Genomic DNA, 24901 nt, shown 5'->3' with positions numbered 1-24901 from the left:
ACCCGGCAGCAGACCCCGCCGCGGGGCCGCAAACGAATTGGGGCGTGCGCGACATCGCCGCCGCATCCGAACGGCTCCTCGCCTCCGGTGCTGTGCCGGTCGAAGAGGTGGCCGAGGTGGGGGACAGGATCAAGCTGGGCGCCTTCCGCTCGCCGACTGGCGACATCGTCGGGCTGATCGAGAACCCGGTGTTCGCGCTCACCGAGCCCGTCGCGCCGCCGAGCGACGGCCCCGGGCGCTGAGCGGGGCAGGCCGGGCGCGGTGCCGACCGGGTGCCTCTCGCGGCCCGGCCACCGCATCCGGCCCGTAGAATGGTCGATCGTGGCTCTCACTATCGCAATCGTCGGACTCCCCAATGTGGGCAAGTCCACCCTGTTCAACGCCCTCACCAAGAACACCGTGCTCGCGGCGAACTACCCGTTCGCCACGATCGAGCCGAACGTGGGGGTCGTGAACCTGCCCGATGGGCGCCTCGACACGCTCGCCGAGATCTTCGGAAGCGAGCGCATCCTGCCCGCCCCGGTGTCGTTCGTCGACATCGCCGGCATCGTCAAGGGGGCGAGCGAGGGCGAAGGCCTCGGCAACAAGTTCCTCGCGAACATCCGCGAAGCCGACGCCATCGCCCAGGTCGTGCGCGGCTTCGAAGACCCGGATGTTGTGCACGTCGACGGCAAGGTCGATGCAGCCGGCGACATGGAGACCATCAACACCGAGCTCATCCTCGCCGACCTGCAGACCCTCGAGAAGGCCATCACCCGCTACGAGAAGGAGGTGAAGGGCCGCAAACTGGAGCCGGTCGTGCTGGAAACCGCCCTCGCCGCCCAGAAGACCCTCAACGAGGGCAAACCACTCTCCAGTGCGACCCTCGACCTCGACCCGATCCGCGAGCTCGGCCTGCTGACCGCGAAGCCGTTCATCTACGTGTTCAACGTGGACGAGGCTGTGCTCACCGACGACGCCAAGCGCGAGTCGCTCGCCGCGCTGGTCGCCCCCGCCCAGGCCGTCTTCCTCGACGCCAAACTGGAGTCGGAGCTCATCGACCTCGACCCCGAGGATGCAGCCGAACTGCTCGCCTCCACCGGCCAGACCGAGAGCGGCCTCGACCAGCTCGCCCGCATCGGCTTCGACACCCTCGGCCTGCAGACCTACCTCACTGCCGGCCCGAAAGAGTCGCGCGCCTGGACCATCCACAAAGGCTGGAAGGCTCCGCAGGCCGCCGGCGTCATCCACACCGACTTCGAGAAAGGCTTCATCAAGGCCGAAGTCATCTCGTTCGACGACCTCGTCGAAACCGGCTCCGTGCACGAAGCCCGTGCCAAGGGCAAAGCCCGCATGGAAGGCAAGGACTACGTCATGCACGACGGCGACGTGGTGGAGTTCCGTCACAGTTAGGCATTTGGCGCAGTCCTTATTCTCCGCGATAGCCTCAGCTGTGACCAAGGACGACTCCGAGCGCGACGAGGGGCCCGCTGACAAATTCCCGCAGACAGCGTCCGATCCCGATCCGGACGAGCCTGACGTGGATGAATCCGCTCCCCAGCCTTCAGACTCGACTGCATCCGCGAGTAACCCGTACGGCGCGACCATTAGGTCGATCCTTGCGGGCAGCGAAGCCATTCGCGGCGCGCAGGAACGAATTGCGATCACTATCGCACCCGCTATCAGGTCGGTGCAGGAGCAAATGGCTGGGAACGCGAACGCCATTGCCCGAGCAGTCGAGGTCTACAATCGATCGCTCCTGCCTTCCGCCGAAGCTGTAGCGGCCCTCGCGCGGCAACTCGGCCAGCTGCCTGCGCTCACCCGTCCCCGAGACTTCGAAGAGCCCAGTCCGCCCCAGGGTCCATATTCGGACGCGATGGAGTCGCCGGGCAGTTACTTCCGCTCGACGGAGGGCGTGATTGAGTCATTCGACGATCTGCACGCTGCGATTACCAAGCTGATCTCCAAGACGCCTGAACTCCCGCTTGTATGGCGAGGAGTAAGGAACGCCGATTGGGGCCTGCACAGTCACCTTTACAGACACCTAATGGAAGTGAACGGGGTGGTGTCGCCGACCGCGAGACCTGCGGAGCCGCAGCCCTATCCGGATGAAGACCAGATGGTGGCCGCCGAACGCGAGGTACTCCAGATTGCGCGCAGCGATTGGCGATTCGACGACCTCTCAGCGCTCGAGACGTTTGCCAGGCTGCAGCACTTCGGTGGACCGACGCGGCTGATCGACGTCACAAAGAACCCTTACATCGGTGCTTGGTTCGCTATCGAGTTCGATAGGAAGACCGAGGACAAGGACGCTCGTTTGTTCGCGCTGGCCACAAAGCCGGTCACGCGTGAGGGGAAACAGCCACCGCCGGACTCCACACTGTCCCTGGATGACCTCGGAGCGGCCCGTGATCCTTTCTGGCACTTGATGGAGACGAATGCTGATCGCCAACTTTTCGACTGGGGAACTGGGGCCAGACGCCGAGTGTGGGTGCCCCCAGCGTACGACCCGCGTATATCCGCCCAGAACGCGGCATTCATATTGGATGGCGTGCCGATCACGTCCTCAAAACTCGCACCGTACTTCAAGATCGAAGGCAGCATGTACTGGAGGCGCAATGACCTCCTCGCTTCCGCATCGATCTACGCGAAAATGTTCAAGCCGACGGCCAAGCCCCAATACAACGCTCGAAGTTTCGCGCCCACGTTTAGCTTCCGCATCTCCTCGGCGGCGAAGCGGGAGATTCGCGAGGTGATGGAGACTCGTTTCGGCTATCGGCGCTCGTACATCTATCCCGACATGTCGGCGCTGGCTAGCCACCTCAATACTCTCCCACTCGACGGCAGTGCACACTGACCGGGCAGGGAAGCGAAAGTTATCGGCTCGCGTAGCTTTGTGAATTCCCTGACGCTTGTCTACTGGGTACGGATATCATCGCGTATGGGCATCTTCGACTCCGTCGCACGAGGCCTCGGTAGCCTTCGTCCGCTTTCCGACACGGAGCTAGAGGATGAGCGCGAGGCCCTAAGGCTGCGTTACGTATCGAGCGGCGACGATATCGACCGGGCATCGAGGCTCTACAACGAGCTACTTCGCTACGACGAAGAGATGACCCGCCGCGCGAATGAGGTGTACGCCCGCGAGAACCCTGACGCCACGACCAGGCACCGGGAGCATGGCTGGTACCTTCCAAACGACGACTAGACACGCGTGAACTGCTCTCTGCGGCAAGCCTTGCGCCACAAGGGCCCCGTTAAGGCTAAGAACTGCTGGCATCTGCCAGAGTCGAGCCCATGGGCATAAACAACTGGTGGGACGCCGACCCAGACGAAATCTATTGGCTGGAGATTCGCCAGGAGCCGGTTGGACTCGGTGAGTACCTTCGCGCCCCACAGGCAGCCGGCGACGGCAACCCGTCGTGGTCGTACGAGCTGACCTCCTACGTGCTGCCGGGTGACCGGGTATTCCACTGGCACCGGACGCCTTCCGGGGAACCCGGCATCCTCGGGTGGTCCGAAGCTATAGGACCGCTGGAGACCATCACCTGGTCGTGGCAGGCACGCGGCACTAGAGGACGAGAGCGCGGGGTACCCACGGTTGGGCCGACGTGGAATATGCCGCTGACCAACTACACGGAGCTCGCGCGTCCTGTAACGAGGTCCGCTCTGATCGAGCGGCGAGGGGAAGTCCTAGAAGTCATTGATGGTGTCGCACGCGCCTATGGGAAGCCGGTCTACGCGCCATTTCAAAATTATGGCGGTCGTGAGCTGCGCGCTCAGCAGGGCTACCTAACCAAGTTTCCAGCTGCTCTAGTCGCCCTGATCTTCGAGCTACCACCGGTCGATGCGACATTCGCGCCGGGCAGCCGTAGTAGGACGGCTCGGGCCGGTCGCGGCCAGGGCTATCTAGCGGACGCGGAGAAGCGCTCCGCTCTTGAGCGGCACGCAGTACAAATGGCCATTCAGCACTACCGGGCGATCGGCGCGACAGAGATTGAAGAGCTCGGCAAGCCTTATGACCTACGCGTGAAGTTGAACGGGGTGGAGCGGCATGTCGAGGTCAAGGGCTCCGTTGGAGAGGAGCTGGACAGTGTGCAGCTAACGCAGGGGGAGGTCGACCACGCGCGCGCGTACCAGCCAACGGATCTGTTCGTGGTGGATGGGGTCAGTGCCTCCCGAGACGCGGACGGCTCGGTAGTTACGTCGGGCGGTGTTGTGCGCATCTGGCACGAGTGGACGCCGCACGACAGGGCTCTTCGGCCAACTCACTTGCGGTACACGCTCCCGCCCATAGTCGCTCCCTCGAAGGCTGAGCCCTGGCCGTAGCAGCGCACCTAGACGGCTTCTGGGTGCCAGACACTCTCGATCGGCACCGAATCGGTCCAGTACCCATCGAACAGTCGAGCGAGCTCTTCTCGCTGCGAGCTCAGATTGAGTTCCGAGTGCTGGCCGGAAATGATCGCGTTGACGTTTGGCACGTTACGAGCGGACTCGTCGCCGATCACCCAGCGGTCGTGAGTGTCTCGAATCTTCGTGCTGTCTATCACGTGCCACTCCAACTTCACACCTCGCGCTGCCAGCTCGGATTGAAGGTTGGCGAAGTCTCGGCGCACACGCTTGCCACCGTGAACATCGGGAAGATAGATCGAGAGAATGCGCACGAGCGAGACCCGGTTGCCATCGACCGCTTCCCAGATCGCTTCGAACGCCGCCGAGGTGAAGTGCTTGTCTAGCCACCGCAGGTCGCCAGTCGCCGCTTCGAGGATGCGTCGCAGCCAGACCCTGTTCCCGAAGGGTGTTCCGGGGCTGATGAACACGCTGGCGGGGACATTTTCTTCCCGGGCGGGGTGAACGAGGACACTCACGGCACCGGTCGACTTCACGTAGGAGAGAATCCCAGCTCGGTTGAGCAAGGCCACAAAGAATCCCAGGTCACGGTCTTTGAGGTTCTGGCCGAATCCCTGGCTGCGCAGCACTGTATCCACAGACTCGCGGGTGCGACCCGCAATGCCGTCGAGAAGTTGCGCGACCGCGATCACCGGAGGCATTTGCATGAGGGCATCACGAAGGATCGACAATGCCGCCTGCTCATCGCCACGAACGAAAGCAGCCTGGAAGTACGCAGTACCGACAGTCGTCAGTCTGGGAGGGTCGGACGGCTCAACGAAACCGAGGGCACGTAGGAACGGAAGCGAATCCGCAGGGGTGCCAGTGCGGAACTCGCCAATCGAACGCACCGCCGCGTCGTACGACGCCCACCCCTTACTCGGAATCAGTGGTGTCTCCTGTCGTCGTTGCGGGAGCAGCCAACATCTCCGCGAGCTTGTCGCCGGCCTCGATGACCGTCCCGATCACGCCGTAGGCCGACGCGGGCAAGGTCTTCGAGCTCTCGATGGTGAAGCGCACGAAGCCTCCGTCGATAGGCCAGGCATGGCTAACTACAGCGGTCGCAGCATCCACAGCGGGCGGGCGCGGCGTGCTCTGCTGGCGGCCAGTGCCCTCATGCACCACGTCCTCAGGGTCCGAGTGATCATTGGCGCCAGAGTCAGACGCCGTGGCCCCGTCCGCAAGGATCTTCACGTGCTCGGCGTCGACCTCTTCGATCAGCCCTGCGAGCACGCCGCCCTTCACGAACGACGCAGCGAATGCGTCTTTGGATTGCGAGGCGACCCCGTGGTTGTGCATTGCGGTGTTCGCCAGCCCAGCAGTGCCGAGGTTCGTGTCTTTCGGCAGAGCATCGAGCACGGTGGCGAAAAGCTTGCAGTTCATGAAGGCAGCACGGAGTGACGCGGCAGGGTCAGCGTCGAGTCCAGGGTGGACAAGCTCGAGCGCCAACTCGGTAACCGTCAGCTCACCGGCGCGACCTGTCAGCAGGCCATAGTCGCGCAGAGCTGCGACCTTGGACCGGAAAGGCCCGCTGTTTGACGTCGAGTGACCGAGGAAGGAGGCGACCGCGGCGTCCGTATGCGTGTTGCCGTAGCTCGCAATCTTCTTGATCAGCGTCACGGCCTCACCCAGCGGCATCGAAGGGAAGCTGGCCCCAGCAGCGCGCCGCGGATGCTTGGCGGGCTTGCTGGGATCCTCGGCGGCCTGCGGAGGTGTCTCAGTGTCAGTCAATTAAATCTCCAGTCTCTACTCGACGTACCTTGCGTCCTGGATTCGAGTATAAGGAGTTGAGAAAGGAGAATCAGTTCAGTAATTCAGTAAAGTCGGATCGTTATCGTTTCGTTATGCGAGCGCACGACTTTCCGACCGCGTTTGCGGACCAAGCGACCCCGGATGCGGTGGTGAAGCCTTCGGCGTTTAGCGCGTCGGCCGTGCCGGCGAGGGTATGCGTGGCGCGCAGGGCCAGCAGGCGCTCAACAGTGGCCTGCGGAAGGGCGGATACTCGGCCCATGTGACGACCCGCCCGCTTGGCTGCCTGCATGGCGGCGGACGTGCGCTCCCCGATCACGCGGCGCTCCCACTGGGCCACGGACATCATCACGTTGGCGACCAGCTCGCCGGTCGGGCTGGAGGTGTCCACGCCCAGGTCGATAGCCACGAGCGCCCACTTGCGAGCACGGGCCAACTCCAGCACCCCCGCGAAGTCAACCACGCTGCGGCTCAGGCGGTCGAGCTTGGCGACCACGATTCCGTCCACGTCCCGGCGCTTGGCGGCGACGTTGAGTCGGTCGAGCGCAGCCTGTAGCTGTGGCCGGGCGAGCGACTTGGCGCTGAGCCCCGCATCCTCGTGCCAAACGACTTGCCAGCCGTGGGCGTCGGCGTAGCGCTGGATGGTGTCGCGCTGTGCCTCCAGGCCGAGGCCGCTGTTGGCCTGCTCCTCCGTAGAGACCCGTAGGTAGCCGATCATCGTGGTCATCGAGCGGCCTTCTTAGCGGCAGTCGTCTTGGCGGGGGCGACCTTGACCGGGCGCTCGATCTCCCAGCCGCTGGGGAGGCTGTCCACGTTGGCGAGCGCGCGGTCCACCAGGCTCTCGAAGTCGTCTCTCTCGATGGCCTCGCTGAATGCCTGAAAGGCGATGGCACCCATGGCCTTGTAGCGGTTCTTCTGAACGTCGATGCCGGTGGCCTCGATTACTTGGGCAATGCCCGCGTTGACGATCTCCAGGGTGCTCGGTCCGTCGATGGTGACAGCCCGGACGGTTGCGGTGTTCTTGGTGGCCATGATGCTCTCCTTCGGTGGCCAATGATCCTCGAACGTATGTTCGAATGTGAGCAAGTTTTGCCAGAAGGGGACCCTTCGAGCAAGCGGCTTCGGACGTCGGCCCAGCGAGAGACCCCCAGCGCGTGCCAGGGGTCCCTCGTACTGCCGTGAATGGTGCTCAGTCGAGCGGTGCGGAGTAGGTGATCTGGTTGGCCATGTTGTAGGCGGCACCGCTGGTGTTCGCCTCCACGTAGGCCAGCGCGGCCGCAGAGTTGGCCACGCCCGGGTAGGCGGCCTGCCACGTCTCGGACACGTCGACCCACCCGACGTTGCGGGCGCGGTTGCCGACGGCGTGCGCCAGGCTGTCGTCGCCGTTGGCGAGGGCGTCGTTCAGCGCGTCCATCGCCTCTTGCTTGTCTGTGATTTTCCGGACGCGGTCGGAAGCGTCGCGGCGCAGGAGAACGCTGTTCGCGTCGGCCGGCTGATTGCCACGCAGCTCGCGCTCCACCTTCTCGCGGAGTCCCGTCACATACGACTCCTGGTCAGCGCGAAGGTTGTCGAGCTTGGTCCGGGTGTCGTTGTCCAGCGCCAGCAGCTTCTCCTTCTTGGCCAGGTCCGAGATCATCCGGTCATCGAGGATGGCCTTCCGGGCGGTACGGTGCGCGTCCTTGACGGCGGAGGCGCGGTCCTTGTAGCTGCTCAGCGCCGACGGCAGGGCCGACTCGACGGATGCTGCGGTTGACTTGCTCATGGTGATGTTCCCTTCTTCGGTTGCCGGAAACCGTCCGGCGCGGTGGTTGTGCTGGACGGCTACTTGCGTCCCTTGAAGGTGTAAGAGTGCCCGGCCCAGAAGCCGGATTCGACCTTGGCCGTGGTGGCGTAGGTGTCGCAGAGGTCGGCTGCGGGGCATCGGGCGCAGACAGCTGCGCATGCGGCCCGCTGAGCCGGTGTCGGTCGGTCGACGGTGAACAGCGCTTTGCCGTCGCAGGGAGGCACGGTTCGCGTCAGCGCAGCGTTCAGGGCGTCCCAGGCGTCGTCGGGGCTCATAGGCGGTGCCTTCCCGTGTGGCGCATGACAGAGCCGTACAGCCGTGGAACTGCACTCACGAGTCACCGTCCCGCGCGGAGGCTTCCCGGGGGATCACGAACGAGTCCGGGTCGATGTCAGCGATCGCGACCACGGTGCTGTCGTCCAGTTCCAGGACTTCGACATCGTCCAGGTAACCAGCGGCCCAGACCGCGCCGGTGTGCAGCACGTCGACGCCGACCTCGTACGAGACGCGGGTGATCATGTCCGGGTAGACCAGGGGATGAGCACCCTCACGCAGGCGGAAGAGCACTTGGTCGTCAACGTGAATGGTGACCGTGGGGTCGGTGGAGTCAGTCATTGCGGGTGATTGCCTTCCGTGTCGTGGTGGATGATGTGCGCCGACGCGTGCCCGACCGCGTGGCGTTGCGAGCTGCTACATAGCCCCCCGAGTTGCCTGAGTTGTCTGAGTTGCCACCCAACTCAAGAAACTCACCCAACTCAGGGGGTATTTAGCGCTGTACCGCCCGGCGCTGTCTTTGGAGGCCAGGTCGCGCAAAGCAAGACGATTCAGCGCGTTGCGGACGGTTTGGATCTTGGCGTCGCCGTCGTACAGCTCGAACGCCTCCGCCGGAGTGAGCGGACCGTGCTCCTTCAGCAGGGCGAGCAACTTGTGGCCGACCTTGCCCTGACGCTCGATCTGCTCCCGGATGCGCCTATCCTCGGCTGCCTGGCGCGCCTTGCCCGCGCTGCGCCCGTCGAACGTCCACACCACAGCTTTCAGCGTCATGCCGAACGTGGCGTCCTCGATGTCGCGGCTGTTGCGGATAAGGGTTGCCTCGGGCTGCTGCCGATCGGGGCGGTCCAGCACGAAGATGCCGTCCACGGCTCCTGTGAGTCCGTGCGTGCCCGACGACGAGTCCACGCTGTCGCCGGTCTTGTCCTTGCGGTTGTGATGAACGATCAGCACGGACGCTCCCGGGTCATCGGCGCACAGCCTCTGGATCGGTTGCAGGGTGCGCTTCTCGTGGAGCATCGGTGCGAGGTCGCGGGGCTTCGGCCCCATGACCTCGGACAGAGTGTCCAGAATAACCAGAGGCGACTGCCCCTTGTGCTTCTCCATGAACTCCCGCATGACGGCCAGCGCCGTCTCGGCGTCCGTGTGGAACTCGAACGTGTCGGGCACCGTGCTCATGCCGAAGTCGGTCAGGCGCTTCGCGAGCCGTCTGTCGCCCGACTCCAGGTCCAGCAGCAACACGGGACGTGGACGCACCTTGATCGCGCCGAACGCCCGCTCGCCCGTGGCGCACGCGATGGCCAGCATGAGCGTGAGCAGGCTCTTGCCGATCTTGGGAGCGGCGACGATGAGGTGGCACCCGTCCGGTATGACGTCCGGCACGATCCAGTCCAGGATCGGGAAGTCCTGCGTGAGCAGGTCCGCCACCGACCGGGGCTTGGGGGGCGCAGTTAGCGCCTGGGTCTCCGCCTCGGTCAGGAGCTGCGGCTTGGGCACCCGTGGTGTCAACTTCTTGCGGGGGGTCATGCGTCGTCCTTCCGGGCCGACTCGACTACGCGACGGGCCTCACCGGGGTTCATGCCGATGTCCTCGGCGGCGTCAATGAGTCGGTCGATTCCGCGCTCGTCCACTCCGGCCTCGTGCGCGCGGCGCGCGGCCCAGTGGAGCCCGTCGTGGCGCTCACCTGGCTGCAAAGTGCGCACCCACGTGGCCAGCGCGACCGGGTCGGCGGCGTTGGGATCGCGGCGGGTGGCGCGGGTACGAGGCAGCATCAGCGCGACGGCCTGACGCGGCAGACGAGCGACCTCCCGGTGGACCCACTCGTACGGCTTGCCCGTGTCCGGGTGCACGCTCGGCGGCATCACCATGTAGCCGTTGATCTTGAGGTCGATGCCGTGGGGAATGTCGCCCCGGTACGGCTGCCGGAATGGACGCAGGTAATACAGGTGCCGTCCACCGTCACGACGACCGCTTTCGACCTCAAGCGTGGGCGGTAGCTCCACCCCGGCGCGCTGCTCCAGCTCTTGCAGGCTGCCTCCATTGCGAGGGTCGATGTCGAGCACGAGCAGGCTGTCGGGCACCTGAGCGCCGATGTTCCAGCCACGGTCGGCCCACATGCGACGGATGGTGCGCGGGTCGGTGGTGGCGCCATGGACGCCATTCGGTGTGTGACCCGTGGTTGGCGTCTTACCCTTGAGTGGCAGTACGGCCCACCCCGCTTGCGCCAGATCTAGCGCGGCGCGCATCATGCGGTTCATCGGACGACCTCGATCGTGCACAGCCCATCGGCCACCCACCGAGCGAGCATGTCGGCCGACCAGAACAGGCGAGCGCCGCCGTAGCGCGCCCTCCGTCCCGCGAACCCATATGCCAGAAAGCCTTGCCGGAGGATGAAGTCGCGGAAGGCACCGGCCTCGGCCTCCAGCTGGAACGAATGACCGCGCGCGCTGACCCGAATGACGGTGCCCTTGGGCAGGCTCTCCAGGAAGTCGGCCGTCACTGGCGCGCTCATCGGGTCACTCCCAGCGGCAGGCGCAGCAGTTGCGGGTCGCTGGGAAGCCAGTAGAACACCCCGTGGCATTCGTGATCGTTCAGATAGCCGTCCACATCGAGAACGTGCCAGTCGTGGCTTCTGTCGAAGAGCGACTGCAAGCCCCATGCGAGGTCTTCCAGTGAGTAGTAGCCGACCAACTCCCACACGGGCGGCTCGCCCCATTCACCATGAATGTGGACGTAGCCCCACGGTCGTGGAGTCTGAGGCGCAACGCGAGCGTGCTCGGCCCACGGGTGGAACCATCGGGGAAGGGGACCAGAGCGCAGCACGTGCATCGCCTCGGACTCGCTCAGCCCCACCTTGTCGGGGTACGTGTCAGCGATCAGGACGCTCATCGCGCACCCCCGCGCAGCAGGCGGGACAGGTGCTTGACCTGAGTGGAGGTGAGCGGCGGAGCGACGGCCAGGGCACGCTCGATAGCCTCAGCAATCTTCGCTTCAGCCAGGTTGCGGCGGGCGATCTTCTCGCCTTCGACATCACCAACTCGTGCGTTGTAGGCGACGAGGCCCACCGCCTGATGCGGGGTGAGCGGTTTTGGGGTAGACACGGAACAGCTCCTCGGGAGCGAGCACGCAGGGCGTGCTGACTGAGGGGTGTTCCGCTGAGAAACCCCGAGGATACGTCCCCATCCACTTCTCGTTACTGCATGAGTGGCCTGAGGACTGCTGTTCAGTTAGAGGGTCTGGGTGGCGTCAGCCGAGGGGGACTTCGTCCTTGCCGTGCTCGCGTGCCCAGTCAAGAAGAGGGTACAGCCTTGCGGTCGTGAAGACCTCGTCACGCGTGCATCGAGGGTCGGAACACTTCACCCGGTGCCGTAGCCGCAGGTCGCCGGTCGGCTCCTGCAGGACGGTCTCCTCACCGTGGACACGTACCCAGTCGCCCTCGTCGTTGCGGAACTGAGCCACAGTGCGCAGGTCGTGGACACGCATGGCGGTGCCTCGACAGGTGACCTTTACGACTGATGCCATGTGCAATATATTGCCTAAACCGTGCCCTTGTGGCCAAATGCCCGACCTGCCTCGGCGCGCCGCCTAGCGGGGCTAGGGAGCGTCCTGCACGTCCGCCAACGACCGCCTGCGTCGTTGGGACGCTGGGCTAGGTGTATGGGTAGGCCGGGCGCTGCCGGCGAGCCAGCGGAGACAGGAGAGACGCCCGCCCCCGACCTGCCTAGGACCGCCAGGCGACCGCCAGAGATGCAGGGTCAAACGCCCTCCGGCCCCGGGGCGCACGCAGTAGGTCCACCGTCATCAGCGTGTCAATGAGTGCCCGCTGCCGGTCGAGATTAAGCGACGCGAGGCCCTCCCGCTGCTCCTCTTCGGTTAGTAGGGCAGTCGGGCGGTCAGCGCCTCCTACCAGGCGCTCGATCTCGGTTAAGCGCTCGTTCAGACGCTCGACGGCATCCTTCACGTCTGCCCGCGACATGGTGCCGTCCGCCACCAGCCCCGCGAGTGTTGCCTTGCGCTCTGTCAGCGTGGCGTGCTCGTCGCGCAGCGGGTCCACGTCGACATCTGGAGTCAGGGCCGCGAGCGCGTCGGGCAGGGTCAGTCGTGCCTCTGCCAGTCGTAGCACGAAGTCATCTACGGCGGTCATAGAGCGCACCAGCCCGCATGCCTGGCACCAGTACCGACCCCCACTGCCAGCTGTGCGCACCGTCGGGTGATCGTCACATTCGCCACAGCGGAACAAACTGGTGCCGAGGTGCCTGCGGGCCGTGCTGCCGGTGCGGTTGGTCTTACGAGCAGGATCGGCGAGCCGTCGCGCAACGCTGTCGAACAGTTCGCCCGACACGATCGGCTCCCAGGCGCCCACGCCCACGACCTCGCCCTTATACACGCGGCGACCCGCGTAGCGAGGGTTCGTGAGAATGGTGCGCACCGTGCTCGGGGTCAGGCCGTGCTGACGGGAAAGCGTGCGGAGCGTCAGCCCTGTGGAGAACCCATCGAACAGCGCCTGTACCGTGTCGGCCTCTGCCTGGACAAGCGCCCCATCGGTTGTGTACCCCCGCAAACGCGCACCCTTCGGCACTCCGCCCTTTGCCGCGCGCTGTGCGTTGGCGCGGGTCTGGCGCTCACCCTTGCGGCGGACCTCGAAACGGGCGATAGCCGCCAGCATTGACGCGCGGAACTCCCCATCCGCGGTAGTCAGGTCTATCTCACCGTCGAGCGTCACCAGCGACAGACTGTGGTCGATGAGCGTGTTCAGATCGCGTGTCGAGCGCACCACGCGATCGAGGTCCACGCCGATCACCACGTCGAGGTCATCGGAGGCCGCGAGCATCCGGCCCCACGCGGTCTTCGGGCCGCGAGGCTTCGACGCCGTCACGTCATCGTCGATGAACGTCCCTGCGACGGTCCAGCCGCGCGCCGTTGCAAGTGCAGTTGTACGCTCGGTCTGCCGCTCGATGCCCTCGTCGTCAGATTTGGACTGGCGTAGGTATAGGGCTGCTCGTTTGCTCACAAAGCTAATAATGCCTAACTCTGACGTGACGTGGTGGAGTTCCGTTTCAACGTCTAGCCGCTCCAGCCCGATGCCTGCTGTGCAACTCAGGAGAAATCGTTGACCGCGCGCCGAATCGTCCGTAGTTCAGGATGATTCGGCGGCATGTCGCGCGAACTCTCCTGAAATAGTGGCAGGCGCTACCGTGGTACGACCACCGCAGATCTGGAGGACGCATGCCATACGCTGTCGATTTCGTGAACGTCTCCACCGTCGGCCTCGAGTCGTCGCCGGTCGTCGAGGCGCTCGCCGGGTTGCGCGCCAACGAAGCGCGCTACTTCAAGAACAAGTACGACCACGTGTTCACGGTCAGCCCGGCCGACGAGGCCCGGGATGCGGTCGGCTGGGTCACCGGCATCCTCGCCCAGGAGCGGGACATCGTGATCGCGTCGCGGCCGTTGGAGGCGACCGCGTTCGAAGTCGACGGCATCCGCATGGCCTACGTGTTCTACGAGTCCGGCCTGTCGATCAACGCGATGTACACGATCGAGGATGCGGGCAAGCGCGCCGTGGGCTTCAAACTGTCCGAGGGCATGGAGATTCCCGAAGAGCTGTCGGCGTTCAGGTTCGCACGACAGAAGTCGAAGCTGGCCGGCACCATCCGGGGCTCGTACTTCGTGATCAAGGGCGAGCACTAGCCCGCTTCCGGCACTTCCGGGCGCGTGGGCGAGCGCGGGCGCGCGCCCGCGATTCCCTGACCGAAGCGCTTCCCTAGAGCAGAGCGTGAACGAATCCGGCGACCGAGGTCGTCACCAGGGCGGCGATCCCCGGCGCGTCGAGGGGGCCGGAGGCGAGGGGTTTCATTCCGTGGTCGGCTCCGGGCACGGCGACCACGCGGATGTGCGTGCGAGCGCCGATGGCGGCTGCTACGGCGGCGGCGTCGCCGAACGTGTCCCGGTCGCCCTGCAGCACCAGCACGGGAACCTCGGGCACGAGCAGTTCGTCCAGGCGCGACTTCTCGGGGCGTCCGGGCGGGTGCAGGGGAAACGCGAGGCAGACCACGCCCGCGGCACCGACGGATGCCGCGGTACGGCAGGCGACTCGGGCGCCTGCGCTGCGCCCGCCCACCACCACCGGCAGGTCTCCGGCGAGCCGGCCCACGAGCGGCGCCGCGTCGAGCCAGGCGGTGTCGAGGGCGGCGGGGCGGGGTGCGATCCGACGGCCCGCAACGCGCCACGGCTGCTCGTATCGCACGACCGTGACCCCGAGGGCAGGCAGCGCGGCGGAGAGGGCGGCGAGGTCGGCCGCCTCGATACCGCCGCCGGCTCCGTGGCCGACCCACAGCAGGGCCACCGGATGTTCGGCCTCGTCGACCACGAGCCGACCGGGTCCGAGCGTGGTGGGGGCGGGGATGTCCATGGCTGCGACGATAGCGGTCCCGGCCACGGTCTCCGCCGGGCTGCGGGGTTCCGGTCTGCGGGGTTCCGGCTGCGGGGTTCCGGCCTGCGGGGTTCCCGGCTGCGGGGTTCCAAGCTGCGGGATGCCCGGACGACCCGGTGTCCGGGTGTCGGCGGACGCAGCTAGGCTCGCCGCATGGCCGTGGAAGTGCTGCCCGCAACCGGGCGTTGGGACGATTTCGCCAGCTTCATGGTGCCGCGAAAGTCGGGCGGCGGGGGATGCGTGTGCATGTCGTACCGCAACTCCGGGCTGGGCATGCCCGAGCGCATCGAGTACATGAGATCCGCCTGCGCAGCGGAGCCGGGGCCGGGCGTGCTGGTCTACCTGGACGACCAGGTTGCAGGCTGGTGCTCGGTGGCTCCGAAGTCGACGTACCGGCGGCTGATGCGGTCGCGCACGATCCCCCATCTCGACGAGGAGAGTGACCCCTGGTCGATCGTCTGCTTCGTGGTGCGCGGCGGATTCCGCAAGCGTGGGCTGATGCACGACCTGCTCGACGGTGCCGTGGAGCACGCACGGGCCTCCGGCGCCGCGATCGTCGAGGGCTACCCGGCCGAGTCCCCCGGCGATCGGGTGGACGTGATCAGTGGATACGTCGGCACGGTGCGGCTGTTCGAGGCCCACGGCTTCGAGCGGTTCGCCGCCACCGAGGCGCACTCCGGCGGCGCACAGCGCTGGGTCATGCGCCGCACCCTCGTCTGACCCGTCCGCCGATCGCCGCCGCCCCACCCGAAGAGCCGAAGAGAGGGCGAGCGACGACGACCGGCGATGCGAGTCTCGCTATTGGTGCCGCATCGCGGCCGCGAGCCACTCGTCGGGGTCGAGGAGGTGGCTGTGGTCGTCGAGCCCGAGGTCGATCTGGGCCCAGTGGATGGTGCCGCTGAACGCACCCTTCGGCGTGGTGTATCCCTCGTAGGCGGGCATACCGGTGTCGATCCCCACATCCAGCCCCTCATCGAACGAGAAGTACATCGGATGCGTGCGCTCCACCTCGGCGGTGCCGCTCGCCTCGCCGTCGATGAAGAGGGTGACAGTGCCACCCCGACCGATACCCCCGCCCGCATAGGCGAACTCGGCCCGCACTTGGTGCTTGCCCGCGCCGATGGGCTTCTCCGAGAGGGCGGTGCTGCGCAGCAGGCCGCAATAGTTGTAGTGGAAGCCGAGCTTGCCGCCCTCGGCGAAGAACGACCAGCCCCCGGTTCGGCCGCCCTGGGCGAGAATGGCCCCGTCGACGTCACCCGAATCCGGTACGAGGATGTCGGCGGTCGCCGACCAGGAGCGGTTCTTCACATTGATGGCGACATTCTCGTTGAGCCGCTTGGTTCCCGGGTGCAGGCGCAGCGTGTTCCCGGTGACCAGTGTGGGGCGCCCGGCGAACTCGGGATTCATGCGCTGGGCGGCGCGGTCGTCGAGCGGGAGCACGTTGTACCGCGTGGCCTCGATGAGGAACAGCTGCTGCAGCTCGGCGAGCTTCTGCGGGTTCGACGTGGCGAGGTTGTTCGATTGGGTCCAGTCGACGGTGGTGTCGTAGAGCTCCCACACATCGTCCGAGAAGTCGGGGGCGGTACCCACCACATCCCACGGGGTGCGGTGCCGGGTCTGGGCGGTCCAGCCCTTGTGGTAGATGCCGCGGTTGCCCATGATCTCGAAGTACTGCGTGTTGTGCCGTTCGTCGGCGGCCGCGTCGTCGAAGGTGTACGTCATCGAGACGCCGTGCATCGGCACCTGGGTGACGCCGTTGACGGTGTGCGGCTGGGCGAGCCCGGCCAGTTCGAGGATGGTGGGGGCGATGTCGATCACGTGGTGCCACTGGTTGCGGATCTCCCCGCGGGCGGCGATGCGGTTCGGCCAGTGCACGATGGTGCCGTTGCGGGTGCCGCCGTAGTGGCTGGCAACCTGTTTGGTCCACTGGTACGGCGTGCACATCGCGTGCGCCCAGCCGACGGCGTAGTGGTTGTAGGCCTCCGGGCCACCGATCTCGTCCAGGTGCTCGTTCCAGAACTCGACCGTTTCGTATTCGGCGCCGCCGTTGGCCGCCGTGGAGAGCATGAATGCACCCTCGAGGCCGCCCTCGGCCGAGGCGCCGTTGTCGCCGATGATGTAGATGACCAGGGTGTCGTCGAGGATGCCCAGCTCCTCGATCGCATCGATGACCCGGCCGGTGTGGTGGTCGGCGTATTCGAGGAAGGCCGCGTAGACCTCCATCTGGTGCGTCAGGATGTGGCGGCGCTCCTCGGGCACGTCCTCCCAGGCCGGGATGCCGGCGGAGCGCTCGGTGAGCTGAGCATTCTCCGGTACCACGCCGAGCTTCTTCTGGCGGGCGAAGGTCTCTTCGCGCAGCGCATCCCAGCCCTGATCGAACTCGCCTTCGTGCTTGGCGATCCACTCCTTCGGAACGTGGTGCGGGGCGTGTGTGGCGCCCGGCGCGAAGTAGACGAAGAACGGCTTGTCCGGGGTGAGGTCCTTCTGCTGGTTGATGTAGGCGATGGTCTGATCGGCCAGGTCGGGCATCAGGTGGTAGTCGGGGTCGTCCGGCGGTTCGATCAGCGAGACACCGTCGATGAGCGCGGGCGTCCACTGGTTGGTCTCGCCGCCGATGAACCCGTAGAACTTCTCGAACCCGCTGAAGGCCGGCCAGTGGTCGAACGGGCCGGTCGGGCCGCTCTCCCACACGGGGACCTCGTGGCATTTGCCGAACTGTGCGGTGTTGTAGCCGGCCTGCCGAAGGATCTCGGGCAGCGGAACACAGGAGTTGGGTCGGGTGGAACGGTACCCGGGCGACGGTGTGGCCGTCTCGGTGATCTGCCCCATCCCCACCTGATGGTGGTTGCGGCCGCTCAGCATGGCGGCCCGCGTGGGCGAGCAGATCGCCGTGGTGTGGAACCGGCTGTAGCGCAGCCCCTGGCCTGCCATGCGCTCGGCGGTCGGCATCGGAACCGGTCCGCCGAAGGCGCTCGACGCTCCGAACCCGACGTCGTCGAGCAGGACGAGCAGCACGTTCGGGGCCTGTTTCGGTGGTCGTTTCACCTCGATCGGAGGAAGCTTCTCATCGAGTTTCTTCGCATCCAGCACCATCGGCCCGGTGTAGACCTGGTCGGGTGTCGGAAGAACGGAGCCTGGCAGATTTTCGGACATGTCCCACCCCTCGTCTGGCGGGTGGAGCGGTACCCCACCTGCTCAGTTCGACCCTTGCATAGCGGATGCTCCCGCGACAAGGGATTCTTTGCGGTCGGTCTGCAGCGTGCGGCGGCCGACCTCTCAGGGGACGTCGTCGGCGAGCGTGCGGATGGCCAGCTCGTCGCCGCCCTGCGCTGCCGCCCACAGCCAGTCCGACGCCTCCTCGGCACGGTTCTCGCGCAGCAGCAGGAGATGGAGGTTGTATGCGGCGAAGGCGTCCCCGCGGTCGAACCCTTCGCGGTAGAGCATCTCGGCTTCGTGCGTGCGTCCGCTCTCATCGAGGAGTTTCGCCAGCGGAAGAAAACTGTCGACCTCTCCGACGGCGACGCCTCCGCGGAGCACGGCCTCGGCCTCCGCCTCGCGATCCGTGATGCGCAGCAGGTGGCCGAGATCGGTTCGCGCGGAAGGGAAGTGCTCGGCGCCGCGACGCAGCAGCCCCTCCGCATCCGGCCGGTTGGAGTAGTGCCAGAGCCAGTGGCCGAGCACACCGGCGACATGCTCGGTGAACTCGTCGGGATGAGTGTCGGCGTCGAGGTAGTTCTGCAGCAGCTCCTGCCCGCGTTCGTGGTTGCCGCGCTCGGTCTCGAGCCAGCCGAGGGCGTAGTAGCCGGAGAGGTAGTCGTCATCGATGAGGGCGCGGAACACCGCCTCGGCCTCGCGGTCGCGCCCGGCGGCGAGCAGGGCGTCGCCGTAGGCGTATCCGGTCTCGCCGTCGCGCTCGCGGAACCACGCGCGTTCCAGGGCGTCCAGGTCGGGGCCGGGCTCTTCCTCCACCGGCGACCGCCTACGACTCGTCGTCGAGGTCGGCGGTGGTGACCGGGATGGTCGCGAGGTACGGATACGCGGGCATCGACGAGTAGTCCTCGTCGTCGGCGAGCTCGTAGATGTCGTAGGCGAGGGCGCCGCAGAATGTCGTCGCGACGCGGATCTGCCCGGGCGGACAACCGCCGATGAGGGGGACGACGACGACGCTGTCGAGCGTCTCCCCGTCTTCGTAGAGGAGAGCGGCCTGGATGGTTCGCGACAGGGCGTCCATGTCGCGCACTCTACAACCGCGAGATGACGTGAGGGAGAAGGCTGTCGGCGGGTTTCAGTAGAGTCGGACGGACACTGAATAGAGAGTGGGGATGCTCCATGTCGTTTCAGGCCTACCTCGACAACATCGAGGAGAAGACCGGCAAGACGCCGCGCGAGTTCATCGCGCTGGCCGCCGAGCGCGGATACGACGACCCGGCCACGAAGGCGGGGACGATCGTCGACTGGCTCAAGGAAGACTTCGATCTGGGTCGAGGCCACGCGATGGCGCTCGTGCACGTGATCAAGAAGGGTCCCACGATCACCGCCAAGCATGTGGGAACAGACACGACGCACAGCGATGAGTCCGACACCCTCTGGCTCGACGGCAAGGCGACGAAACCCGTCTGAGAGCGAGCCGGATGCGCGCCCCCTGCCCCAGTCTGTGCGCCCGCTGCCGGGTTGCCGACGATCGGGGCCGAGCCTGCGCATCCGGCGTACTCTCGGGGTATGGAACGAGAGAAGAACCGGATCGGCAGAGACGCCGACCGGGCCGCGGAGTGGCTTGACGGCAAGCTGTTTCCGATTCTCGGACCGCCCCCGATCGGCCCATACGATCTCGAGAGTCCGAGAATGCCGGAAGATCAGCTCTGTCCGCTTTGCGGTCACCGGATCGACGAGCACGGCACGCAGCGCGACCACGAGCACGCCTATCTGCTCTGTCCGGAACCGTCGCACGAGCAATTGCAGGTCAGTTAGGCAGGGCGACGCCCGGAACGCGACGGTTGCGAGAGAAAAGCCGCCGCTCGGGGAGAGGTGCGCCCGGCGAAACGGGGATGCGCAGCTTCCCGGAAGCGCAGCGCGGTGTCTGAGTGGTCACGAGGGATGCTGGCCATCCCGATCCCCGTGGTCTAGCGTCGGCGGCAGGACGACCGAAAGAGGGGCATCATGCGCGCTGACCACCAGGGGTACGAATCGGCCGAGGAAGAGGCGGTGGCGCTCAACCCGGTGTTCACGCGGCCGGGGGAGGCGACGGGGTTCCCGCGCTTCACCCTCCCGGCGGGGGAGTCGCTGCCCGAGACGGCATACCAGGTCGTGCACGACGAGGCGATGCTCGACGGCAACGCCCGGCTGAACCTCGCCACATTCGTCGGAACCTGGATGGACGACCACGCCTCGCGCCTGTTCCTGGAGGCGGCTGACAAGAACATGGTCGACAAGGACGAGTACCCGCAGACTGCGGCGATCGAGACGCGGTGCTGGCGGATGCTCGCCAAACTGTGGCACGCGCCCGAACCGGCCCGGTCGATCGGCACCTCCACGATCGGTTCCTCAGAGGCGTGCATGCTCGCCGGCCTGGCGCTCAAACGTCGCTGGCAGCACAGCCGTCGTGCCGCCGGCAAGCCGACCGACCGCCCCAACCTCGTGCTCAGCTCGGCCGTGCAGGTGTGCTGGGAGAAGTTCTGCAACTATTGGGAGGTCGAGCCGCGGTTCGTGCCGATCTCGCTGGAGCACAAGACGCTCGACGGCAGCGCCCTCGACCAATACGTGGACGAGAACACGATCGGCGTCGTCGCGATCATGGGGGTCACCTACACGGGGATGTACGAGCCCGTGCAGGAGATCGCTGCGGCGCTCGACGCCATCCACGCGAAGACCGGGCTGGACATCCCCATTCACGTCGACGGCGCCTCGGGGGCGATGATCGCCCCGTTCCTGCAGCCGGAGCTGCCGTGGGACTTCAGGGTGGAGCGGGTAGCGTCGATCAATACATCGGGGCACAAATATGGCCTGGTCTACCCGGGGCTCGGCTGGATCGTCTGGCGCTCGCAGAAGGAACTGCCGGAGGACCTGATCTTCCGGGTGAGCTATCTCGGCGGCGATATGCCGACGCTCGCCCTGAACTTCTCGCGCCCGGGGGCCCAGGTGCTGCTGCAGTACTACCAGTTCCTGCGGCTCGGCTTCGAGGGGTTCCGCACCGTGCAGGGCGGTTCACGCGATGTGGCCCGCTACCTGGCAGCCGCGATCACCGCGCTCGGACCGTTCGACCTGTGGACCGACGGTTCGGACATCCCTGTCGTCGCCTGGCAGCTGAGGGAGGGGCACACGGCGAATTGGACCCTCTACGATCTCTCGGACCGCCTCCGGATGCGCGGCTGGCTGGTGCCGGCCTACCCGATGCCCGAGGCGCTCTCGGCGATCACCGTGCAGCGCATCGTCGTGCGCAACGGGCTCAGTCGCGATCTCGCGGCCGGACTCGTGGAGACGCTGAAGACCGAGGTGGCCTTTCTCGATGGGCTCACCGGCCCGATGCCCGGGGAGAAGCGGGTAGCCTTCCACCACTGACAGACGGCGACCCATCGCCCACGCCGCGAGTCCCGGCCCCGATCACTCTGTGAGGAGCGCCAGCTTGCCTCCGGGGTGGCCGCTGCTCAGGAAGGCGAGCGCGGCCGGGGCTTCGGCCAGCGGGTACGTGCGCGCCACGGGAACGATGAGGCGGCCGTCGGCGACGAGTCGCAGCAGGTCGCCGCGGGCGGCGTTGCGGTAGGCGACGCTCGCCGGCTGGCCCCCGTTGACAGTGGTGAAGCCGTCTCGAGCGGCGCGGGAGGGGGCCGCGATCGTGACGATGCGTCCCCGGTCGGCGACCAGGGCCAGCGAGACATCGATTGCCTCGTCGGTACCGACGGTGTCGAGGGCGGCGGCGTAGCCCTGGGGCGCTTCCGCGCGGGCACGGTCGAGCAGCCCGGGGCCGTATGCGATCGGCTCCCCGCCGAACCGGCGCACCTCCGCGAACCGCCCCTCGCTCGCGGTGCCCACGACCCGGGCGCCGATCACGGTCGCCTGCTGGAGCACGCTGACCCCCACGGCGCCCGACGCCCCGTGCACGAGAATGGTGTCGCCCGCCCCGATGCCGGCCACGTGCAGCATCTGGGAAGCCGTCGTGCCGGCGAGGAGCAGATTCGCCGCCTCCGCAAAACTCAGCTCAGCCGGTTTGGCGAAGACGTCGGAGGCGGGAACGGTGAGCTCGGTCGTGTAGCCCCCGCTCACCCGGAAGGCGAGCACCTCATCCCCGACCGCGCCGTCACCGGAGGCGATGCGGGTGTCCGGACCGATCGCGGTGAGCACGCCGGCGACCTCGTAGCCGATCGGCGCAGGCAGCTGGAGGCCGGGTCGGGGTGTTGCGACATGTTTCGCATCCGCGGGGTTGACGCCTGCAGCATGCACCCGGATCGTCACCTCCCCGGTCGCCGGTGGGGCGACCTCTTGTTCGGTGAACATCCAAGCGCTGGGGTCTCCCCAGCTCGTCGCGATCCATGTGAGAGCCATATGCTCAGTCAACGCCCTCTCCGATTGAACGCCAAGCGGCGATCAGCGGATGCGGCGATCAGGGATGCTGGGCCCGGCGAGATTTCGTCGCGCGCTGCGGAGCGCGTTGAGGGAGGAGCTTCAGCATCAGCGCTGTCGTGCTGTCGTCGAGGTCGACGAGCGTGTCGCGCGACTTGATGAAGTCGCTGAACGAGCGGAAGCCGAGCGACTTCTCGCTGAACGACGGATCCATCCGCTTGATCTGCGATTTCACCGAGGAGATGTGCAGCCACTCGGTGTCGTCCTTCTCGTGGCCGAGCTGCATCGCGCGCAGGAGCAACCGGGTGGCCTCTTCCTGAGCGGCCTCGGGGTCGGCTTCGGGCTCCGGTGCGATCTCGACCGGGTCGGCCGAGGCCGTTTCGGGCGCAGCCTGCACAGAGGTCGATTTGGCGCGTGACGACCGCTTTCGTGGCGTCGTCGCCGGTGGCGCGGTCTCCGGCTCGGTGGCAACGGTCTCCGGCTCGGTGGCATCGGTCTCCGGTTCGGCGGATCCGTCGGTCTCCGGTTGTTCGACACGTTCGGGCTCGGCGGCTTTGCGACCGCCGGACCGGCCGGACGGGGAGGAGGCGACCGGCGTCACGCCGGGCAGGTCGTCGTACGTGACGAAGTCGTCGCACGCTGCGGCGAGGGATTTGCTCGTCGACCCGGCGACGCCGATCCCGACGACGTAGCGGCCGAGACGTTTGCAGCGCTGGGCGAGCGCGATGTAGTCGGAGTCGCCGGCGACGATCACCACATGGGTGAGGTCGGGCAGGCGGAACAGGTCTTCCACCGCATCCACGGCCAGCCGGATATCGGCGCCGTTCTTGGCATACGCGGCGGCGGGGAACAACTGCACGAGGTCGACGGCACGGCCGACGAGCTGCCCGCGGTAGTCGGCGTTCACGGCGGCCGACCAATCCGCGTAGGCGCGGGTCAGCACGAGCGTGCCGAAGGAGGAGGCGAAGTCGATCACGGCGCCGATGTCCACGGTGGCGAGGGCGAGCTTCTCGGCGACCTTGGGGTCGGCGGTCATACCGTCGCCCGAGGCCTTCGAACGGTCGCGCATGAACGAGTTGCGCCCGTGCACCTGGTCGTACCGGGAGATCACGATGTTGTCGAAGTCGATGTAGACGGCGACGCGGCCGTCACCTGGTTCCGTCATGTACCCAGTGTGACGGATGCGCGCGCCTTTCGAGCGGCGACGACGGCGGATTCCGCTCCACGACGCGGGAATCCGCCGCCATCGCCGCATGCCGCCCGGCGTGTCGCCGGGCGGCACCGGTCAGCGGACGAACCCGTCCGCGACGGTCAACGCATCGTCGATCGCCGCGAGCCCGCGCCGCAGCTCGGGCTCCGAGATGATCAGCGGGGGCGCGATGTGCACGCGGTTGAAATGCGTGAACGGCCAGACTCCGGCGGCCTTGCAGGCGGCAGCCACCGCGCCCATCGGCGCGGCATCGGCGCCCGAGGCGTTGAACGGCACGAGCGGTTCGCGGGTCTCACGGTCACGCACGAGCTCGAGGGCCCAGAACAGTCCACGGCCGCGCACCTCGCCGAGGGAGGGGTGTCTGTCGAGCCAGTCGGTGATCTCCGGCTCCACGACGCGGCTGCCGAGGTCGCGCACACGCTCCAGGATGCCGTCGCGCTCGAACACGTCGAAGGTCGCGACCCCGGCCGCGCAGGCGAGAGGATGTCCGGAATAGGTGAGCCCGCCCTGGAACGACACATCGTCGAAGAAGTCCGCGATCCGGTCGGAGATCACGACCCCGCCGAGCGGGACATAGCCGGAGTTGACACCTTTGGCGAAGGTGATCAGGTCGGGCACCACATCGAAGGCGTCGACCGCGAACCATTCGCCGAGGCGGCCGAAGCCCACCATGACTTCGTCGGCGATGTACACGATTCCGTACCGGTCGCAGAGCTCGCGCACTCCGGCCAGGTATCCGGGCGGCGGCACGAGCACACCGTTGGTGCCGACCACCGTCTCGATGATGATGGCCGCCACGGTGGCGGCGCCCTCGAGCACGATCACGTTCTCGAGGTGCTCCAGCGCCCGCTGGGTCTCCTCTTCCGGGGTCGTCGAATGGAACGCCGACCGGTAGAGGTACGGACCGAAGAAGTGCGCGACAGAGGAGTCGCTCGGTTCGTTCGCCCAGCGACGCGGGTCGCCCGTGAGGGAGATCGCGGTAGAGGTTCCACCGTGATACGAGCGGTACATCGAGAGCACCTTGCGGCGTCCGGTGACGCGGCGGGCCATGCGCACGGCATACTCGTTCGCGTCTGCACCGCCGTTGGTGAAGAACACCCGGTCGAGCGTACCCGGCGCGACGCGGGCGATCCGGCGGGCCAGCTCGCCGCGCACATCGTTGGCCATGGAGGGCTGGATCGTGGCGAGGCGGCCGGCCTGATCCTGGATGGCGCGCACGAGGTCCGGCTGCTGGTGGCCGAGGTTCAGGTTGACCAGTTGCGAGCTGAAGTCGAGGTAGGCGTTGCCTTGGTAGTCCCAGAACGTCGACCCCTCCCCGGCGGCGATGGGCAGCGGATCGATCTGCGCCTGGGCGCTCCACGAGTGGAAGACGTGGCTGCGATCGTCGCTGCGCACCTGGGTCTCGGCGTCGCTGTCGCCGAACGGATGCTGGACCCCGGCCCGGTCGGTGAAGCCGGTGCGGGAGCCGGATGCGGTGGCCGCGCCGGATGCGGTTGTGGCGGTGTCGATGGTGTCGGTCATGTCGTCAGCCTCTCTGGGA

30 protein-coding genes are annotated in these 24901 nt (G+C 66.7%); 10 read left to right on the top strand and 20 right to left on the bottom strand.

Annotated features, from left to right (window positions below):
- The first annotated feature begins 44 nt into the window (after positions 1-44).
- From K5L49_RS05535 to K5L49_RS05515, 5 genes are all read left to right on the top strand, one after another.
- The gene (locus K5L49_RS05535; protein WP_223690997.1) at positions 45-242 is read left to right on the top strand and encodes a hypothetical protein; all 198 of its coding nucleotides are present in this window, start codon (positions 45-47) and stop codon (positions 240-242) included.
- Between the two features lie 79 nt (positions 243-321).
- The gene (ychF, locus tag K5L49_RS05530) at positions 322-1392 is read left to right on the top strand and encodes a redox-regulated ATPase YchF (protein ID WP_223690996.1); all 1071 of its coding nucleotides are present in this window, start codon (positions 322-324) and stop codon (positions 1390-1392) included.
- Positions 1393-1432: 40 nt separating this feature from the next.
- Positions 1433-2836 carry an FRG domain-containing protein gene (locus tag K5L49_RS05525; protein WP_223690995.1) on the top strand — a complete coding sequence of 468 codons (1404 nt, stop codon included), beginning with the start codon at positions 1433-1435 and terminating at the stop codon, positions 2834-2836.
- A gap of 84 nt (positions 2837-2920) precedes the next feature.
- Positions 2921-3184, top strand: coding sequence for a hypothetical protein (locus K5L49_RS05520; protein ID WP_223690994.1), 264 nt, complete (start codon positions 2921-2923; stop codon positions 3182-3184).
- An 89-nt stretch (positions 3185-3273) separates the two neighbouring features.
- A complete protein-coding gene (locus K5L49_RS05515; RefSeq protein ID WP_223690993.1) occupies positions 3274-4305 on the top strand; it encodes a protein NO VEIN domain-containing protein in 1032 nt (343 codons plus the stop codon).
- 8 nt (positions 4306-4313) lie between these two features.
- On the opposite strand, the gene K5L49_RS05510 is transcribed toward K5L49_RS05515, so the two are convergent.
- The 13 genes from K5L49_RS05510 to K5L49_RS05450 form a co-directional block, all read right to left on the bottom strand.
- Entirely contained in the window at positions 4314-5216 is a 903-nt protein-coding gene (locus tag K5L49_RS05510; protein WP_223690992.1) for a hypothetical protein, read from the bottom strand.
- Between the two features lie 25 nt (positions 5217-5241).
- Positions 5242-6096 (bottom strand): hypothetical protein, encoded by an 855-nt coding sequence (locus K5L49_RS05505; protein ID WP_223690991.1) that lies wholly within the window; start codon positions 6094-6096, stop codon positions 5242-5244.
- A 100-nt stretch (positions 6097-6196) separates the two neighbouring features.
- On the bottom strand, positions 6197-6841 hold the full coding sequence (locus K5L49_RS05500; RefSeq protein ID WP_223690990.1) for a recombinase family protein: 645 nt from the start codon (positions 6839-6841) through the stop codon (positions 6197-6199).
- Entirely contained in the window at positions 6838-7146 is a 309-nt protein-coding gene (locus K5L49_RS05495) for a hypothetical protein (RefSeq protein WP_223690989.1), read from the bottom strand. Before K5L49_RS05495 ends, K5L49_RS05500 begins: the two co-directional genes overlap by 4 nt.
- A gap of 157 nt (positions 7147-7303) precedes the next feature.
- Positions 7304-7876: a hypothetical protein gene (locus tag K5L49_RS05490; RefSeq protein WP_223690988.1), complete on the bottom strand. Its 573-nt coding sequence runs from the start codon at positions 7874-7876 to the stop codon at positions 7304-7306.
- A 59-nt stretch (positions 7877-7935) separates the two neighbouring features.
- A complete protein-coding gene (locus K5L49_RS05485) occupies positions 7936-8172 on the bottom strand; it encodes a WhiB family transcriptional regulator (RefSeq protein WP_223690987.1) in 237 nt (78 codons plus the stop codon).
- A 55-nt stretch (positions 8173-8227) separates the two neighbouring features.
- The gene (locus K5L49_RS05480; protein ID WP_223690986.1) at positions 8228-8512 is read right to left on the bottom strand and encodes a hypothetical protein; all 285 of its coding nucleotides are present in this window, start codon (positions 8510-8512) and stop codon (positions 8228-8230) included.
- Positions 8513-8587: 75 nt separating this feature from the next.
- Positions 8588-9694 (bottom strand): AAA family ATPase, encoded by a 1107-nt coding sequence (locus K5L49_RS05475; protein ID WP_223690985.1) that lies wholly within the window; start codon positions 9692-9694, stop codon positions 8588-8590.
- A complete protein-coding gene (locus K5L49_RS05470; protein ID WP_223690984.1) occupies positions 9691-10425 on the bottom strand; it encodes a bifunctional DNA primase/polymerase in 735 nt (244 codons plus the stop codon). Before K5L49_RS05470 ends, K5L49_RS05475 begins: the two co-directional genes overlap by 4 nt.
- Complete coding sequence (locus K5L49_RS05465) at positions 10422-10679, bottom strand: hypothetical protein (RefSeq protein ID WP_223690983.1); 258 nt, start codon at positions 10677-10679, stop codon at positions 10422-10424. Before K5L49_RS05465 ends, K5L49_RS05470 begins: the two co-directional genes overlap by 4 nt.
- Positions 10676-11056: a hypothetical protein gene (locus tag K5L49_RS05460; protein ID WP_223690982.1), complete on the bottom strand. Its 381-nt coding sequence runs from the start codon at positions 11054-11056 to the stop codon at positions 10676-10678. The genes K5L49_RS05465 and K5L49_RS05460 overlap by 4 nt, the downstream gene beginning before the upstream one ends.
- A complete protein-coding gene (locus tag K5L49_RS05455) occupies positions 11053-11268 on the bottom strand; it encodes a hypothetical protein (protein WP_223690981.1) in 216 nt (71 codons plus the stop codon). The genes K5L49_RS05460 and K5L49_RS05455 overlap by 4 nt, the downstream gene beginning before the upstream one ends.
- A 620-nt stretch (positions 11269-11888) precedes the next feature.
- A complete protein-coding gene (locus K5L49_RS05450) occupies positions 11889-13178 on the bottom strand; it encodes a recombinase family protein (protein ID WP_223690980.1) in 1290 nt (429 codons plus the stop codon).
- Positions 13179-13393: 215 nt separating this feature from the next.
- Here K5L49_RS05450 and K5L49_RS05445 point away from each other — a divergent pair, with 215 nt between their 5' ends.
- Positions 13394-13855 carry a phage tail protein gene (locus tag K5L49_RS05445; RefSeq protein ID WP_223690979.1) on the top strand — a complete coding sequence of 154 codons (462 nt, stop codon included), beginning with the start codon at positions 13394-13396 and terminating at the stop codon, positions 13853-13855.
- Positions 13856-13928: 73 nt separating this feature from the next.
- On the opposite strand, the gene K5L49_RS05440 is transcribed toward K5L49_RS05445, so the two are convergent.
- Positions 13929-14576 (bottom strand): alpha/beta hydrolase family protein, encoded by a 648-nt coding sequence (locus tag K5L49_RS05440; protein ID WP_223690978.1) that lies wholly within the window; start codon positions 14574-14576, stop codon positions 13929-13931.
- 174 nt (positions 14577-14750) lie between these two features.
- On the opposite strand from K5L49_RS05440, the gene K5L49_RS05435 reads away from it, so the two are divergent.
- Positions 14751-15317, top strand: a complete 567-nt coding sequence (locus tag K5L49_RS05435; protein ID WP_223690977.1) for a GNAT family N-acetyltransferase — start codon at positions 14751-14753, stop codon at positions 15315-15317.
- Positions 15318-15395: 78 nt separating this feature from the next.
- Here K5L49_RS05435 and K5L49_RS05430 read toward each other — a convergent pair whose 3' ends face one another.
- From K5L49_RS05430 to K5L49_RS05420, 3 genes are all read right to left on the bottom strand, one after another.
- The gene (locus K5L49_RS05430) at positions 15396-17750 is read right to left on the bottom strand and encodes an arylsulfatase (protein WP_308116518.1); all 2355 of its coding nucleotides are present in this window, start codon (positions 17748-17750) and stop codon (positions 15396-15398) included.
- A gap of 123 nt (positions 17751-17873) precedes the next feature.
- Entirely contained in the window at positions 17874-18566 is a 693-nt protein-coding gene (locus K5L49_RS05425; RefSeq protein ID WP_223690976.1) for a hypothetical protein, read from the bottom strand.
- 10 nt (positions 18567-18576) lie between these two features.
- Positions 18577-18828, bottom strand: a complete 252-nt coding sequence (locus K5L49_RS05420) for a hypothetical protein (RefSeq protein WP_223690975.1) — start codon at positions 18826-18828, stop codon at positions 18577-18579.
- Between the two features lie 98 nt (positions 18829-18926).
- Between K5L49_RS05420 and K5L49_RS05415 the strand changes: the two genes are divergently transcribed.
- The 3 genes from K5L49_RS05415 (at position 18927) to K5L49_RS05405 (ending at position 21152) form a co-directional block, all read left to right on the top strand.
- Positions 18927-19217, top strand: a complete 291-nt coding sequence (locus tag K5L49_RS05415; protein WP_223690974.1) for a DUF4287 domain-containing protein — start codon at positions 18927-18929, stop codon at positions 19215-19217.
- A 99-nt stretch (positions 19218-19316) separates the two neighbouring features.
- On the top strand, positions 19317-19565 hold the full coding sequence (locus tag K5L49_RS05410; RefSeq protein ID WP_223690973.1) for a hypothetical protein: 249 nt from the start codon (positions 19317-19319) through the stop codon (positions 19563-19565).
- A gap of 189 nt (positions 19566-19754) precedes the next feature.
- Positions 19755-21152: a glutamate decarboxylase gene (locus K5L49_RS05405; RefSeq protein WP_223690972.1), complete on the top strand. Its 1398-nt coding sequence runs from the start codon at positions 19755-19757 to the stop codon at positions 21150-21152.
- Between the two features lie 42 nt (positions 21153-21194).
- On the opposite strand, the gene K5L49_RS05400 is transcribed toward K5L49_RS05405, so the two are convergent.
- The 3 genes from K5L49_RS05400 to K5L49_RS05390 all read right to left on the bottom strand — a co-directional run bounded on the left by K5L49_RS05400 (position 21195) and on the right by K5L49_RS05390 (position 24882).
- Positions 21195-22133, bottom strand: a complete 939-nt coding sequence (locus tag K5L49_RS05400; RefSeq protein WP_223690971.1) for an NADP-dependent oxidoreductase — start codon at positions 22131-22133, stop codon at positions 21195-21197.
- Positions 22134-22191: 58 nt separating this feature from the next.
- Complete coding sequence (locus tag K5L49_RS05395) at positions 22192-23316, bottom strand: NYN domain-containing protein (protein ID WP_223690970.1); 1125 nt, start codon at positions 23314-23316, stop codon at positions 22192-22194.
- Between the two features lie 120 nt (positions 23317-23436).
- Positions 23437-24882, bottom strand: coding sequence for an aspartate aminotransferase family protein (locus K5L49_RS05390; protein WP_223690969.1), 1446 nt, complete (start codon positions 24880-24882; stop codon positions 23437-23439).
- Between the last annotated feature and the right edge of the window lie 19 nt (positions 24883-24901).

Origin of the sequence: Leifsonia poae (assembly GCF_020009625.1) — a bacterium.
GTDB classification, from domain to species: Bacteria; Actinomycetota; Actinomycetes; order Actinomycetales; family Microbacteriaceae; genus Leifsonia; species Leifsonia poae_A.
This window is presented reverse-complemented; position numbering and strand designations above follow the sequence as displayed.

Coding starts and splice junctions, on each gene's coding strand:
- K5L49_RS05420 (WP_223690975.1), bottom strand. CDS start 18,828: ATGGACGCCCTGTCGCGAACCATCCAGGCCGCTCTCCTCTACGAAGAC.
- K5L49_RS05445 (WP_223690979.1), top strand. CDS start 13,394: ATGCCATACGCTGTCGATTTCGTGAACGTCTCCACCGTCGGCCTCGAG.
- K5L49_RS05520 (WP_223690994.1), top strand. CDS start 2,921: ATGGGCATCTTCGACTCCGTCGCACGAGGCCTCGGTAGCCTTCGTCCG.
- K5L49_RS05400 (WP_223690971.1), bottom strand. CDS start 22,133: ATGGCTCTCACATGGATCGCGACGAGCTGGGGAGACCCCAGCGCTTGG.
- K5L49_RS05460 (WP_223690982.1), bottom strand. CDS start 11,056: ATGAGCGTCCTGATCGCTGACACGTACCCCGACAAGGTGGGGCTGAGC.
- K5L49_RS05405 (WP_223690972.1), top strand. CDS start 19,755: ATGCGCGCTGACCACCAGGGGTACGAATCGGCCGAGGAAGAGGCGGTG.
- K5L49_RS05410 (WP_223690973.1), top strand. CDS start 19,317: ATGGAACGAGAGAAGAACCGGATCGGCAGAGACGCCGACCGGGCCGCG.
- K5L49_RS05485 (WP_223690987.1), bottom strand. CDS start 8,172: ATGAGCCCCGACGACGCCTGGGACGCCCTGAACGCTGCGCTGACGCGA.
- K5L49_RS05500 (WP_223690990.1), bottom strand. CDS start 6,841: ATGACCACGATGATCGGCTACCTACGGGTCTCTACGGAGGAGCAGGCC.
- K5L49_RS05440 (WP_223690978.1), bottom strand. CDS start 14,576: ATGGACATCCCCGCCCCCACCACGCTCGGACCCGGTCGGCTCGTGGTC.
- K5L49_RS05490 (WP_223690988.1), bottom strand. CDS start 7,876: ATGAGCAAGTCAACCGCAGCATCCGTCGAGTCGGCCCTGCCGTCGGCG.
- K5L49_RS05475 (WP_223690985.1), bottom strand. CDS start 9,694: ATGACCCCCCGCAAGAAGTTGACACCACGGGTGCCCAAGCCGCAGCTC.
- K5L49_RS05390 (WP_223690969.1), bottom strand. CDS start 24,882: ATGACCGACACCATCGACACCGCCACAACCGCATCCGGCGCGGCCACC.
- K5L49_RS05470 (WP_223690984.1), bottom strand. CDS start 10,425: ATGAACCGCATGATGCGCGCCGCGCTAGATCTGGCGCAAGCGGGGTGG.
- K5L49_RS05415 (WP_223690974.1), top strand. CDS start 18,927: ATGTCGTTTCAGGCCTACCTCGACAACATCGAGGAGAAGACCGGCAAG.
- K5L49_RS05465 (WP_223690983.1), bottom strand. CDS start 10,679: ATGAGCGCGCCAGTGACGGCCGACTTCCTGGAGAGCCTGCCCAAGGGC.
- K5L49_RS05395 (WP_223690970.1), bottom strand. CDS start 23,316: ATGACGGAACCAGGTGACGGCCGCGTCGCCGTCTACATCGACTTCGAC.
- K5L49_RS05430 (WP_308116518.1), bottom strand. CDS start 17,750: ATGTCCGAAAATCTGCCAGGCTCCGTTCTTCCGACACCCGACCAGGTC.
- K5L49_RS05515 (WP_223690993.1), top strand. CDS start 3,274: ATGGGCATAAACAACTGGTGGGACGCCGACCCAGACGAAATCTATTGG.
- K5L49_RS05480 (WP_223690986.1), bottom strand. CDS start 8,512: ATGACTGACTCCACCGACCCCACGGTCACCATTCACGTTGACGACCAA.
- K5L49_RS05435 (WP_223690977.1), top strand. CDS start 14,751: ATGGCCGTGGAAGTGCTGCCCGCAACCGGGCGTTGGGACGATTTCGCC.
- K5L49_RS05495 (WP_223690989.1), bottom strand. CDS start 7,146: ATGGCCACCAAGAACACCGCAACCGTCCGGGCTGTCACCATCGACGGA.